12 protein-coding genes are annotated in these 13,446 nt (G+C 57.0%); 7 read left to right on the top strand and 5 right to left on the bottom strand.

The features are described from left to right. Window positions 1–6 precede the first annotated feature (6 nt). Both PO778_RS04080 and PO778_RS04075 read right to left on the bottom strand, forming a co-directional pair. Window positions 7–624, bottom strand: a complete 618-nt coding sequence (locus tag PO778_RS04080; protein WP_271438696.1) for a TadE/TadG family type IV pilus assembly protein — start codon at window positions 622–624, stop codon at window positions 7–9. Then, complete coding sequence (locus PO778_RS04075) at window positions 621–2,603, bottom strand: pilus assembly protein (protein WP_271438695.1); 1,983 nt, start codon at window positions 2,601–2,603, stop codon at window positions 621–623. Before PO778_RS04075 ends, PO778_RS04080 begins: the two co-directional genes overlap by 4 nt. A gap of 156 nt (window positions 2,604–2,759) precedes the next feature. Here PO778_RS04075 and PO778_RS04070 point away from each other — a divergent pair, with 156 nt between their 5' ends. The 3 genes from PO778_RS04070 to PO778_RS04060 are packed head-to-tail and all read left to right on the top strand — an operon-like array spanning window position 2,760 to window position 6,213. Further along, the gene (locus PO778_RS04070; RefSeq protein ID WP_271438694.1) at window positions 2,760–4,676 is read left to right on the top strand and encodes a Tad domain-containing protein; all 1,917 of its coding nucleotides are present in this window, start codon (window positions 2,760–2,762) and stop codon (window positions 4,674–4,676) included. Beyond that, complete coding sequence (locus PO778_RS04065; protein ID WP_271438693.1) at window positions 4,673–5,260, top strand: TadE/TadG family type IV pilus assembly protein; 588 nt, start codon at window positions 4,673–4,675, stop codon at window positions 5,258–5,260. Before PO778_RS04070 ends, PO778_RS04065 begins: the two co-directional genes overlap by 4 nt. Next, complete coding sequence (locus tag PO778_RS04060; RefSeq protein ID WP_271438692.1) at window positions 5,257–6,213, top strand: TadE/TadG family type IV pilus assembly protein; 957 nt, start codon at window positions 5,257–5,259, stop codon at window positions 6,211–6,213. The genes PO778_RS04065 and PO778_RS04060 overlap by 4 nt, the downstream gene beginning before the upstream one ends. Window positions 6,214–6,263: 50 nt before the next feature. On the opposite strand, the gene PO778_RS04055 is transcribed toward PO778_RS04060, so the two are convergent. From PO778_RS04055 to PO778_RS04045, 3 genes are all read right to left on the bottom strand, one after another. After that, window positions 6,264–7,655, bottom strand: a complete 1,392-nt coding sequence (locus PO778_RS04055) for a pyruvate dehydrogenase complex E1 component subunit beta (protein WP_271438691.1) — start codon at window positions 7,653–7,655, stop codon at window positions 6,264–6,266. 3 nt (window positions 7,656–7,658) lie between these two features. Continuing rightward, window positions 7,659–8,783 carry a pyruvate dehydrogenase (acetyl-transferring) E1 component subunit alpha gene (pdhA, locus tag PO778_RS04050; protein WP_438944377.1) on the bottom strand — a complete coding sequence of 375 codons (1,125 nt, stop codon included), beginning with the start codon at window positions 8,781–8,783 and terminating at the stop codon, window positions 7,659–7,661. Between the two features lie 133 nt (window positions 8,784–8,916). Then, window positions 8,917–9,237, bottom strand: a complete 321-nt coding sequence (locus tag PO778_RS04045; RefSeq protein WP_271438690.1) for an FtsB family cell division protein — start codon at window positions 9,235–9,237, stop codon at window positions 8,917–8,919. A 162-nt stretch (window positions 9,238–9,399) separates the two neighbouring features. On the opposite strand from PO778_RS04045, the gene hppD reads away from it, so the two are divergent. From hppD to PO778_RS04025, 4 genes are all read left to right on the top strand, one after another. After that, window positions 9,400–10,506, top strand: a complete 1,107-nt coding sequence (hppD, locus tag PO778_RS04040) for a 4-hydroxyphenylpyruvate dioxygenase (RefSeq protein WP_271438689.1) — start codon at window positions 9,400–9,402, stop codon at window positions 10,504–10,506. Beyond that, window positions 10,503–11,081 carry a VOC family protein gene (locus tag PO778_RS04035; protein ID WP_271438688.1) on the top strand — a complete coding sequence of 193 codons (579 nt, stop codon included), beginning with the start codon at window positions 10,503–10,505 and terminating at the stop codon, window positions 11,079–11,081. The genes hppD and PO778_RS04035 overlap by 4 nt, the downstream gene beginning before the upstream one ends. Window positions 11,082–11,213: 132 nt before the next feature. After that, window positions 11,214–12,128 (top strand): mechanosensitive ion channel family protein, encoded by a 915-nt coding sequence (locus tag PO778_RS04030; RefSeq protein ID WP_271438687.1) that lies wholly within the window; start codon window positions 11,214–11,216, stop codon window positions 12,126–12,128. Window positions 12,129–12,230: 102 nt separating this feature from the next. After that, on the top strand, window positions 12,231–13,415 hold the full coding sequence (locus tag PO778_RS04025; protein WP_271438686.1) for an MFS transporter: 1,185 nt from the start codon (window positions 12,231–12,233) through the stop codon (window positions 13,413–13,415). The last annotated feature ends 31 nt before the right edge of the window (window positions 13,416–13,446 follow it).

Raw genomic sequence — 13,446 nt, 5'->3', positions numbered from 1 at the left:
CGAACATCAGTCACAAATCCCCGCTTCAGCGCCGTAGCTTGCCTGATCGGCAAATGGCTGGTTCTTCTTCACTGCCGACGAAGAGATTTTACGCTCGCTGGCACCGCCGGGCATGAACGGATTGGGAAAGAGCGGATCGTAGGTGACTGTGACCGTATAGATCACGACGTCGCCTGCTCCGCCATTGCCCGAGATACCGATATCCGAATCCCACTGCTCATTGCCGTTTTCATCGGTGTACGCTTCGGAATTGTCGCAAATTGCGTTGTCATTCTCGTCGTTCCAAGACTCCGGCCGTTCAACGTCTTCGAAGTCATAATAGCTGACCCGGCTCGACGTGACGGTGGCACCCGGAGCAACCGCCTGCACGGCTTCCTTGACCTTGGTGTCGGCGACTGTGGTGTTGCCCGTTTCCAGTGCAGACGAGCGCGCGGCGTCCTGTGTCGCGCCTTTCAGGATCGCGTTGGCATAAGCCATCTGGCCAAGATCAAACAGGCCCAGAAGCAGTGTCATGAACACAGTCACCATCAGGCCGAATTCCATGACCGTAGTGCCGCTCTCGTCAGAGCGCAGGCGCAGCCAAAAGGCCTTGCCCAACTTCAGGGCGCTGCTTGCGGCGATCATTGGACCACCCGCAATTCGCCAACATTCTTGGCAATTTCCTGGAATGCAGCGTTGAGCTGCGAAGCACTGGCCGCCGGGAATGCGCTATCTGTTGACGCGCAGGTTTCCAGATCGGTGGTCAATGCCGATGCGAAGGCGATGACCCACACGCGGATACCCTTTGCCTTGGCCTGCTCGCACACAGTCAGAAAACGCTTCGCGTGGCGGCGGTTCTGGTCGGCATAGCCATTCGCGGTCACCCGGCGATCATGCCATTCGATACCGTATGCCGTGTAGGCACCGCTGCTGGTGGACATCTGACCATCGGTCATAAAGATGATGTGGCGTGATACTGCACTGCCATTGGCAGGTGCCGCAGTCACATTGGCGGAGAAAACTCCCTCAGGCGAGGAAAGCCGTCCGCCCCAGATCATGCCGATGTCGTGATAGGTCGAACCTTCCGGCTGGAGCGAGTCTGCATACGCATCGAATTCGCTTTCGCTCATTTCGGTCAGAAGCTGTGCCTCTACCGGACAAGCGGCATAGGTTTTCGTGCCATAATCACTACGCGGGCTGGCGGAATAATAGCGCCCCGAAGAGTCAGTTGTCCGGTAATACGAGACTTCCGGCCACAGCGGACGCCAACGCGTGTCGTCGTCACTTGCATCCGGGACCAGGTCGATATCGAGGTCGTAAGCATCCGACGGATCAAGGCCGCTGTTCTTCGAATAATGGAAGTTGTCCTGCTCCTTGGTGGAAGCTTCCTCAACGCAGCCTTTCCAGGTCGTCGCCACGTTTGCGCCATCGGTCCCCATTGGCACGTTAACCGCAGCTCCCGCGCGGTAGGCGGCGGTGTTGTAGGATACTTCCTTGTATTCCCATTTGTCGAACACGGAGACAGACGTGGTGGTATAGATCGGATCCTCGATCGCGTAGTCGGTTTCGTTGTAATCGCGTTCCTGGTCCTGACGGATGATGTAGTACCGGCCACGGCTCTGCCGATAGCAATCGTAGATCGTGCGTTCCTGAGGCTGCGACACAGTCGTCGATGTCACTCGCTGCCCCGAACTGTTAATCTCGGTCAGTGTGCTGCTGCTTGTGCCGCCGTCATTGTTCCACGAAGTGTTGGAAGGCAGCGCATTCTGGCAGTCTTTTGTCTTCGCATACCTGGTGGTGGAATAATAACGCCAGTTACCATAGTCGATATCGCTGTAGCTGGTTTCGCTCGAATAAACCGGCGCTTCATATCCAACGAGGGTCTGGTTTTCTTCCGTGGTAAATTGCGGTTCGCGTGATTGGTACGTCCAGTTCTCGACCAGATATGCCGGGCTGACATCAGTGATCAGGTGGCCGACATTTGCAGAGGTGCTGTACGGCACGAAACCATAACGCACACGTGCGTTTGTTCCCGTGCGTGATGCCTCTACTGTATCATAGAAATTCTTCATCGCCGTACGCAGGTGGGAAATGCGTTTTTCAGATTCGTCGGATGTCGTGTAGCCCAGCAAGGTCCAGTCCATTGATCCAGTGGTGTCGAGCACCATCACAACATCGCTGTTGCCGATCGACATCGAGGCCGAACAATTGACCGACAGATCAAGCTTGGAAAAGCCGAACAGGTTCATCACAACCGTATCGACTGTGGTTTTCGCGATGCCGTTCACGCGGTTGTTATTTTCAGCCGCAGTGGGGACGAAACTCGTATCTCGAGTGCCCTCATTCGCTTGGTTGAAATTGGTGTCGAAGTAATCTTCCGCCTGATTCTTGGCCGCAGTGTTGAAACCGTTGTCACCGATTGCGCGGCGCCCGGCGAGCACGCCGGAATCGCAAGCATTCTGGAGACGGTTCTGGACCATGTAAGCGCGCGAGATATCGACGCCGCCGCCGACCATGCCAGCCATCGCAATCATACCGATTGCAGCGATGGGCATGATGTTACCGCGCTTATCGTTGAGTAGCCGCAATACACCTTGCGGCATTGGATCTGCTCTGTACTTCATGGAACTTCGGCCTTTTGTCATGACCCTGCCGAAATAGGGGCAAGGGTTTAACAATCTCTAAATCCGCTCTGCCCCCCGCAAACATCGGATTAGTTGACCGCAAATTAACCATACCAATTCACCGCATCGCTACTCAGGCGGCGTAATGGCAGTGCAATGATCTCTAGAGATGTTCCTTTTGCGAGGGCTTCCGGCGTGCTTCGCCGGCTGGCCAAAGATCGCTCAGGCAACACGCTTGCCTTGCTGGCTGCGGCAATCCTGCCCCTGCTCGGGCTGGTTGGTAGCGGCGTCGATATGGGCCGCGCGTATCTGGTTTCTGCGCGGCTGCAGCAGGCCTGTGACGCCGGTGTTCTGGCGGCCCGTAAAAAGTTCGGCACCGAACCGACGGTGACGGGAACGATTCCGGCGGGCACAGCTGATATGGGCCAGCGTTTCTTCAATACGAACTTCCGCGATGGAATGTATGGCAGCGCCAACCGCGATTTCACCATGACGCTGGAAGGCGATTTCGCGATTTCCGGCACCGCATCGGCAGACGTTCCGACCAGTGTGATGAACGTATTCGGGTTCGACAACGTGCCGGTTGATGTGGAATGCGAGGCCGTGCTGAATGTCACCGCGCTCGACATTATGATGGTGCTCGATGTCACCGGGTCGATGCGCAAAACCAATGATGGTGACTCTCAGTCACGGATCGACGCCCTTAAGCAAACTATACGCAGCTTCCACGGCCAAATCGAAGGAGCGAAGGCACCTGCTGCCGTTGTCCGTTACGGCTTTGTACCCTATGCGACCAATGTGAATGTCGGGCATCTGCTGGAAGACAGCTGGGTTGCCAGTCAATGGCTTTACCAGACACGCGAAGACACCGGTTTGCGCATGCCGGTCGCTGCAAAGACCATCTGGCGCAACTGGCAGTATGTGAGCGGAGAGCGGACGCCGTGGACTATTGTCTCCACCTATGAAGCCACGTGGGTTCCGCCGGTTCGTTCCGATGAAGAGGGATATTACCGGTGTGACGGCGCGCAGCCTTCGAACGATTGGACCTATACCGATACAGTCGAATCCACGGCAACCGATGTCGCAATCGATCCGCCCGGCGTCGAAACGATCGAATATACGCGGCGTGTCCAGAACGGCACGCGCTATGGCACCTGGCGCAACGGCACGACTTGCGAAGTGAAAAAATCGATCGATACGGACTATGTTGAGACCTACGAAAAGGTCACATTCGTTCCTGCGTTTGACAAGATCATCTATGAATATGACCAGTTTTCCAAGGACGTCTCCAACTGGCGTTCGGAAACCACAGGCTGCATCGAAGAACGCGCAACCACACAGATCACCGACTATACTAACGTAGATTTCAGCCAGAACCTCGACCTTGACATAGATCTCGTCCCGACGGCAGGCGATCCCGACACGCAGTGGAAACCGCGCTATCCTGAGATCATCTACTCTAGGTCGATCCGCAACAACGGGTCCGGCGATTTCACTACGCGCAAGGTTCGCACTGACGAGGAGTACGCGCAGTCGGGAAGCTGGTGGTTTTCAAACTGTCCGGCTCAGGCGCAAAAGCTGCAGGAAATGACCGCTGAGGAAGTGGATTCCTATCTCGCGACGCTGGCACCGATGGGCGCGACATATCACGACATTGGCATGATCTGGGGCGCCAGATTGATTTCCCCAACCGGCATCTTTGCCTCTGAAAATGCCGATCAGCCCGGTGAGCCCAAAAGCCGCCACCTCGTGTTTCTGACCGATGGACAGACCGAGCCTTACGATCTCGCTTATGGCGCATACGGGGTCGATGGCCTGGATCAGCGCCGGTGGGACAGCGACGCGTCACTGACACTGGCGGAAACCATCGAAGCCCGTTTCGGTGTGGCCTGTTCGGAAGTGCGCAAGCGCAACGTCACGGTCTGGGTGATCGCATTCGGCACCAACGCCAATCAGGCGATGATCGACTGTGCCGGTGCAGGCCGATATTTCGAAGCATCGAACGCGGCCGAACTGAATGACGCATTCACCGCTATCGCAAAGTCGGTTGGCGATTTGAGATTGTCGCAATGATACGGCGCAGCCTCCAAGACCTGCGCCAGAATGAAAGCGGCGTATCGATTGTCGAGTTCGGAATGATCGCGCCAGTGCTGTCGTTGATGCTGATCGGGCTCTTCGATCTGTCCTACAACATGTATTCGAACACGATGTTGCATGGTGCCATCCAGCAGGCAGCTCGGGGCTCAACCATCGAAGGGGCTGTTGCCAGCGGTATTGATGCAAGGGTGACTGCCGCCGTCCGCGATGTGGTGCCTAATGCCAACCTCAGCTTCTCTCGCACGGCCTACGCGAATTTCACCGACGTTCAGCAGCCGGAAGACTATTCAGACCTTAACGGCGATTCCACCTGCAATGATGGCGAACCTTACGAAGACGCCAACAAAAACGGCAGATGGGACGCGGATCGTGGAACCGCCGGCATGGGCGGCGCGCGCGATGCGGTCTTGTATGAAGTCACGGTCACCTATCCCAGAATGTTCCCCTTGGCACCGTTCATCGGCGTGTCGGAAACCGTGTCGACCAAAGCCTCGAGCGTGCTGCGCAACCAGCCATATTCGCTTGATACCGACACCACGGAAACCTTGAACTGCGTATGAGTACGATGACCAGTATGCTCCGCCGCCTCAAGGGCGATACCGCAGCAGTCGCGATGACCGAATTTGCGCTGGCTGCGCCTATGATGCTGACGGCTGGTCTGTGGGGGCTGGAGACCGCGAACCTGGCTGTCACGCATATGCAGATCAGCCAGACCGCAATGCATATTGCCGACAACGCTTCGCGGATCGGCGACACATCCACACTGACCGACCGCAAGATTTACGAAACCGATCTGAACGATCTGCTTCTCGGCTCCAACATTCAGGCGGGTGAAGCGATCGACCTGTATGAATTCGGCCGGGTTATCATCAGCAGTCTCGAAGTCGATCCGGATGACCCCACAGGCACCCAGCAGTATATCCACTGGCAGCGCTGCAAGGGTCGGATGAACGTGAACTCCGGCTATGGTGATGAAGGCACCGGCAAAGGCGACCCTAGCTTCACCGGCATGGGCCCGGCCGGTCAGGAAGTGATCGCAATGGAAGGCGAAGCTGTCGTTTTCGTCGAAGTTTTCTACGAATATCAACCGCTGGTGACCGATGCATTTATCAGCGACCGCCTGATCAAGGTGCATTCTGCCTTCAACGTTCGCGACAGCCGCGATCTGACTCAGATATACCAGTATGATCCGGCAAACCCCGACGCCGCGTCAGGTTGTGACACCTACGACGGATACAAATCCGTGCCCGAAGCCCGCTCGGAAGGTGGCGGCTGGGAATGGGATTTTGGCGGGGGCGTCACCTCCAGTTCGTCCGGCGGCAGTACCAGCACCAGCAGCGGTAGTTCTACAACTTCGGGCGGTTCGACCACAACATCGGGCGGTTCGACCACCACGTCAGGCGGCTCAACCACCACGTCGGGCGGTTCGACAACCTCGTCTGGCGGATCAACCACGGGCGGAGCATCGAGCGGCGGGGGTGCAACCAGTGGAGGAAGGCCGCCTACACGCTGACCTGGCCGGCGGACAATTCCAGTCCGCCGCCAGTTCCGCGACCAATGAATTCAGTCGGCGTAGCAGACCTTTTTCACCGCTTCGATGATCCGCGGCGTATCGATAAGCGCCAGCTTCTCCAGATTGGCGGCATAGGGCAGCGGCACATCTTCATTGCACACACGGGTAACCGGTGCATCGAGATGGTCGAAGCCTTCCTCCATGCAAATCGCGATGATTTCCGAAGAGATTGAGCATGTTGGCCAGCCCTCTTCCGCGATCACAAGACGGTTCGTTTTCGCCAGACTGTCAAGCACTGCCTGTTTATCCAGCGGCCTCAGCGTTCGCAGATCGATCACTTCCGCATCGATCCCCTCGCCAGCTAGTTCCTCGGCCGCTTCCAGAGCAAGCCCGACCCCGATGGAATAGCTGACAATCGTGACATCGCTGCCTTCGCGCATGATCCGCGCCTTGCCGATGGGCAGGACGTGATCGTCCAGTTCAGGCAGTTCAAAGCTGCGTCCGTAAACCAGCTCGTTTTCGAGGAACACGACCGGATCCTCACAGCGAATGGCGGCTTTCATCAGCCCCTTCGCATCGGACGAATCATACGGTGCGATGACCACCAGGCCTGGAACGCTCGCATACCATGGGCCGTAGTTCTGGCTGTGCTGCGCGCCAACACGGCTTGCTGCGCCGTTGGGGCCGCGGAACACGATCGGACAGCGCATCTGGCCGCCGGACATGTAGTTCGTTTTCGCGGCGGAGTTGATGATGTGATCAATCGCCTGCATCGCGAAATTGAAGGTCATGAATTCGACAATCGGGCGCAGACCGCCCATCGCCGCGCCTGCACCGATACCGGCAAAACCGTATTCGGTAATCGGCGTGTCGATCACACGCTTCGGCCCGAATTCGTCGAGCAGACCCTGCGTGACTTTGTACGCGCCCTGATACTGGGCAACTTCTTCACCCATGACGAACACTCGCTCGTCCCGACGCATTTCCTCGGCCATTGCATCGCGCAAGGCTTCGCGCACCGTCACGATCGCCATATTCGTGCCATGCGGAATTTCAGGATCTCTCTTCGGCTCAGCCTTCACCGGCTTGGTGATTTCGGCTTCACTGGGTTCGCGGCCAATTTCCTTGCCCTCACCATCCGCTGCGTCCGCTGCCTTTGGAGCCTCGGCTGAGGCAGCTGATACGTCGCTCGCATCCTCGCCCTCGCCGGCAAGCATCGCGATCACGGTGCCGACAGCGACATTTTCAGTGCCTTCTTCAACTAGGATCTTGCCAACAGTGCCTTCATCGATGGCTTCGAATTCCATCGTTGCCTTGTCGGTTTCGATTTCGGCCAGAATGTCACCAGGCGCAATTTCGTCGCCTTCTTTCACCAACCATTTTGCCAGGGTGCCTTCTTCCATTGTCGGAGAAAGCGCGGGCATTTTCAGTTCAATAGCCATGGCTCAATACTCCTCCACCAGCACATCGGTGTAGAGTTCGGCCGCTTCCGGCTCTGGCGAGTTTTCGGCAAAATCAGCGGAATCGGCGACCCGCGAACGGATCGCCTTGTCGATTGATTTCAGCTCGTCTTCGGTTTTGCCGTTTTCCATCAGGGCTTTCTTGATCGCCTCGATCGGATCGTGGTGATCCCGCTGTTCCTGAACTTCTTCTCGGGTGCGATATTTCGCAGGGTCTGACATCGAATGGCCGCGGTAACGGTAGGTATTCAGTTCCATCAGTACCGGCCCCTTGCCGCTCCGAACGTGGTCGAACGCCACTTCCGCCGCGGCGCGAACAGCCAGAACGTCCATACCGTTTACGTCCATGCCCGGGATGCGGAACGCTGTGCCGCGCCGATAGAATTCCGTTTCGGCGGAACTGCGGGTGACCGCTGTGCCCATCGCGTAACCGTTATTCTCGATCACGAACACGATCGGCAGGTTCCAGAGAGCCGCCATGTTGAAGGTTTCGTATACCTGCCCCTGGTTTGCCGCACCGTCCCCAAAATAGGCGAGGCAGAAGCCACCGTCTTCGCTGTATTGATGGGCCAGCGCCAATCCGCCGCCAAGCGCAACCTGAGCACCGACAATGCCGTGACCGCCATAGAACTTATGCTCGGTCGAGAACATGTGCATCGACCCGCCCTTACCCTTCGAAATGCCAGCCTGCCGGCCCGTCAGTTCAGCCATGATCACATTCGGATCGATTCCATAGGCGAGCATGTGCCCGTGGTCACGGTAACCGGTGATCACGCTGTCCTTGTCTTTGTCCAGCGCGCTTTGAAGGCCGATCGCGACGGCTTCTTGTCCGACATAGAGGTGGCAGAAACCGCCGATCAGGCCGAGGCCGTACAGTTGGCCTGCCTTTTCCTCGAAGCGCCGGATGAGCAGCATCTGCTCATAGAACTCCATCATCTCTTCGACGCTCGCGTCGTAGCGAGGGTTCTTTTCGTGCGCATCCTGCAAACTATGGAGGACAAAATCCCCATCTGTTGCCACCGCCTCAGCGGCCTTTGGCTTTTTCGTGGCCGGCTCCTTGGCTGGCGCTTTCTTTGCAGTTGCTTTGCTGGTCCGGGGCGATTTTGCCAAAGCGAAAATCCTCGACTGTTATTACCTGGGGAGGCGGTTCTAGGGCTTTATGCCTTTCACCAGCCTATAGGCGCATGACAGACGCAAGCGCAACGGCCCAAGACCGCGCTGCATACGAAATCGTAAAGGAAATTCAGTCCTGCGCGGGCAGAGTCAGCACGACTTCGTCAGGATGCACGACATTCAGGTTCTTGCGCAGCTCTTCGCCGACCAGGTCGGGATCGGCATTGGCCGGGTCGAGAAGATCGACACGGTTGCGAAGTGCGTCACGCTCTTCCGTCAGAGTGGCTATCTGTTGATGGCGCTGGTCGAGGAGCTGCGAATTCTCGCTCCATGCAAGCAGTCCGCTCGGGCCTGCAATGGCAAGACCGGTAAGCAACAGAAGCACGGCCAAAGCCAGCCCCTGCGTCACCTGCTCCTTGGGGAGCGAGATCTTGTGTCCTTCAACCGTCATAATTCTCTTAGAATCATAGTTGATTCAGTGTTTCAAGCGTTAACTTGCTTGCACGCGAATTTTGCGATGGACCGAAGGGCACCGATTGCGTGCCGGAACTTTGACAAACCATGCCCGTATCCGCTATATAGTTTCTATTGAAACCAATTTCAGGATGACCAGATGCCCGATCTCTTTGAAAACCCCGCTGGCCTAGACGGCTTTGAATTCGTAGAATTCTGCGCACCGGAGAAGGGCCAGCTGGAACCGGTCTTTAAAGCCATGGGCTTCATGCATGTCGCGACCCATCGCAGCAAGGACGTCGATCTGTGGCGCCAGGGCGGTATCAACCTGATTGCAAATTACGAGCCCCGCTCTGCAGCATGGTTCTTTGCCCGCGAACACGGCCCCAGCGCGTGCGGCATGGCTTTCCGCGTCAAAGATGCCCGCAAGGCCTATGATCACCTGATCGCTCAGGGGGCAGAACCGGTTGCCAACGAACCCGGCCCAATGGAACTGAGCATTCCGGCCATTCGCGGTATTGGCGGGGCGATCCTGTATCTGATCGACCGCTATGCTGATGAAAACGGTGAAGGTCTGTCGATCTATGACATTGATTTCGAATATCTACCGGGCGTCGACAAGCATCCTGAAGGCGCCGGGTTCAAGATTATCGATCACCTGACGCACAACGTGTACAACGGGCGCATGGCGTATTGGGCGGATTATTACGAGCGCCTGTTCAACTTCAAGGAAATCCGTTTCTTCGACATCAAGGGTGAATACACCGGCCTGACCTCGAAAGCCCTGACGGCTCCTGACGGCAAGATCCGCATCCCGCTGAATGAAGAAGGCGAAGGCGGCAAAGGTCAGATCGAAGAATTCCTGCGCGAGTTTAACGGCGAAGGCATTCAGCACATTGCGTTGATCTGTGACGACCTTGTGGCTTGCTGGGACCGGCTGAAAGAATTCGGCGTTCCGTTCATGACCGCCCCGCCCACCGCCTATTACGAAATGCTCGAAGAACGCCTGCCCGGCCACGGCGAAGACCCGGAGGCACTGCAGGCTCGCGGGATTCTGCTCGACGGCACGACGGAAGGCGGCCAGCCCCGTTTGCTGCTGCAGATCTTTGCAGAAGCACAGGTCGGACCTGTTTTCTTCGAATTCATTCAGCGCAAGGGCGATGATGGCTTTGGCGAAGGCAACTTCAAGGCTCTGTTTGAAAGCATGGAACGCGACCAGATCAACCGCGGTGCCTTGAAGGTCGACAATATGGAGCCTGCCGAATGAATGATCATTCGCCCCACCCCATCAAGCTGGGCGGCGTGCACCATGCCGCCTATCGCTGCAAAGACGCCAAAGAAACTGTCGAATGGTACGGCAAGGTTTTGGGCATGGAATACACCTCCGCATTTTCGGAGGATCATGTCCCGTCGACCGGTGAATACGACCCCTACATGCATGTCTTCCTCGATGCAGGTAACGGCAACATCCTGGCGTTTTTCGAGCTGCCCAATCAGAAAGAAATGGGCCGTGATGAAAATACGCCGGCCTGGGTTCAGCACCTCGCGTTCCGCGTAGGCTCGGAAGAGGAATTGCTGGCAGCCAAAGCGCATGTCGAAAACCTTGGCATTGATGTATTGGGGCCAACGCATCACGGCATCTTCAAATCGATCTACTTCTTCGATCCGAACGGTCACCGGGTCGAACTCGCGGCAGATATCGGCACCGACGATCAATATGCCGAGCTGAAAAAAGTCGCGATGCCGATGCTGGACGAATGGAGCGAGACCAAGAAGGCCCCTCGCCATGCGGACTGGCTTCATGAAATCGCCCGATCGGAACATGGAAACAAGGCTGAATAGCCACATTGGAGGGCTTTCGACCTCCATCCAGTAGGCCGGCAAGCTAGGATCGACGGCCAAAATTCGCCGCCGGAAAACCTTGTCGGAACCATGTGTGTTGCACTTGCGTTAGGGGTCTAAACAGGGGACTCCATGCAAACCGTACCAGTCGCTCCGGGCGAAAACTTCGATACAACCGTAAACACTTTCGCGACCCTTCAGGACCAGTTGGTCGAGATGGGCGAAGGTATCGTGCGCGCTCTGCCGAACATGGCGATTGCGCTCGTCATTCTGGTGATCACGTGGATCTTCGCAAAATTTGCGGTCAAGATTGCTGATCGACTGATCGGCAAAACGGAGATGCGGCCGAGCCTCAAAAACCTGGTCGATACGCTGGTGAAACTGGCGATCTGGATTCTGGGTCTGATGATCGCCCTGACGGTCATGATGCCAGGCCTGACCCCGGCAAGCTTGATCGCGGGTCTCGGCATCGGCGCAGTTGCGATCGGTTTCGCATTTCAGGATATCTTCGAGAATTTCCTTGCGGGTGTTCTTATCATGTTGCGCGAGAAAATGCGTATCGGTGACGTAATCGAATGCGACGGGATCACCGGCAAGGTTGAACACATTACGCTGCGCGAAACCTATGTCCGCAAGCTTTCGGGCGAAGTCACGCTCGTCCCAAATTCAATGCTGTTCAAGAACCCGGTCGAGATACTGACCGACGTTTCGCAGCGACGCCATGAAGTGCTCGCCGGAGTATCCTACGACACTGACCTGGATCAGGCGGCGGATGTGATCCGCAAAGCTGTAGAAAGCGTGGATGCCGTCGATAACGAAAAAGGCATCGATGTGTTTGCTTGCGAGTTCAATTCGAGTTCGGTCGATTTCAACGTTCGCTGGTGGGCTGGATCGTCACCACGCAATGGTCATGAAAGCCGCGATGCGGTTATTCGTGCCATCAAGCGCGGTCTCGATGATGCAGGAATTGAAATCCCCTTCCCTTACATCACGCACACTTTCAAGGAGCGCGTGCCGATGGGTACGAGCCCCGGCGAAGCTGCCTGAGGCAAGTCCCCCGCGATCAGCAGGCGGCTGTGAGATGGGGCTGGTGAAGGCCCCGATTTTGCCTTAGCGAAATCATCTCATGCGATTTGAAAGCGACGCGTCATGACTGCCGAAACGCGCTACCTCACCAGTAGCCAGCAATATGCGCTGACTTTTGTCGCAGCAGTTGTGACCGCCAATGCGTATTACATCCACCCGATCATCGGGGAGGGGGCGGCCGATTTCGGAGTCAGCAACGCGCGTATCGGGCTGGTCCCTGCTCTTAACCAGATTGCGCTCGCGATTGGCATCTTGTTGCTGCTTCCTCTCGGTGACTGGTTCTCGAACCGACAATTGATGATCCTGTTTGTCAGCGGCCAAACTGGCTCGCTGATGCTCATGACGTTCGGCACAAGCTTCACTCTGTTCGTTGCCGGATCGACATTGCTCGGGTTTTTCACGATCGCGCCATATCTGTTGCCGGCCTACGCATCGAAACGTGTTCCGCCGGAAAAACTCGGCCAGGTTACTGCTCTGCTCACCGCCGGCGTGATTTTCGGAATCTTGCTGGCCCGCGTTGGCGCAGGCATAATCACGGAACTGTACGGGTGGCGGACCGTCTACTGGATCGCGACCAGTTTCATGGTGATTGTGACCGCGCTGCTGCCGTTCCTGCTAGAGAAACGGTCCGATGCTGCCCGGCCAAGTTCCACCTACGTCCAGCTACTCTCCTCACTCGGCTCGCTCGCCAAGTCGCACCGCGAAGTGATCCTTTCAGGCGCGATCCAAGGGCTCAACTTCGGCGCATTCATCGCCTTGTGGCTGGGTCTGGCATTGCATCTGACAAGCCCCGAAATGGGACATGGCGTCGATACCGTCGGCTATCTTGCAGGCATCGCCGCAGTCAGCATCCTGTCCACACCTCGCCTTGGGCGATGGGCCGATATGGTCGGGCCGCGAAAGGCCCGGCTGACTTTCGGATTGATCCAGGTTGCAGGCCTCGCCCTGCTCTATCCGCTTGGATTTTCTCTGATTGGCATTTGCATTCCGCTAGTGATTGGCAACCTTGTCGGGCCGGGCGTAGATGTGACTGGTCGAATGACGTTTTTGTCGCTGGCACCCGAACTGCGCACCCGGCTAACCACGATTTACGTGGTGATGATGTTCATCGGAGGGGGCGTCGGCAGCTTCCTCGGAACCGCAGTGTATGACCGGTTCGATTGGGCCGGCACCACAGCATTGCTCGTTCTCATGTCAGGAGCGGGCGCTGCCCTGTCCTATGTCGGATGGAAGAAGTTTGGCGACTGATCACGTCTGCCGCCGCGACGATTGAGTCGGG

It is taken from the genome of Pontixanthobacter luteolus (assembly GCF_947494915.1).
GTDB lineage: Bacteria > Pseudomonadota > Alphaproteobacteria > Sphingomonadales > Sphingomonadaceae > Pontixanthobacter > Pontixanthobacter luteolus.
This window is presented reverse-complemented; position numbering and strand designations above follow the sequence as displayed.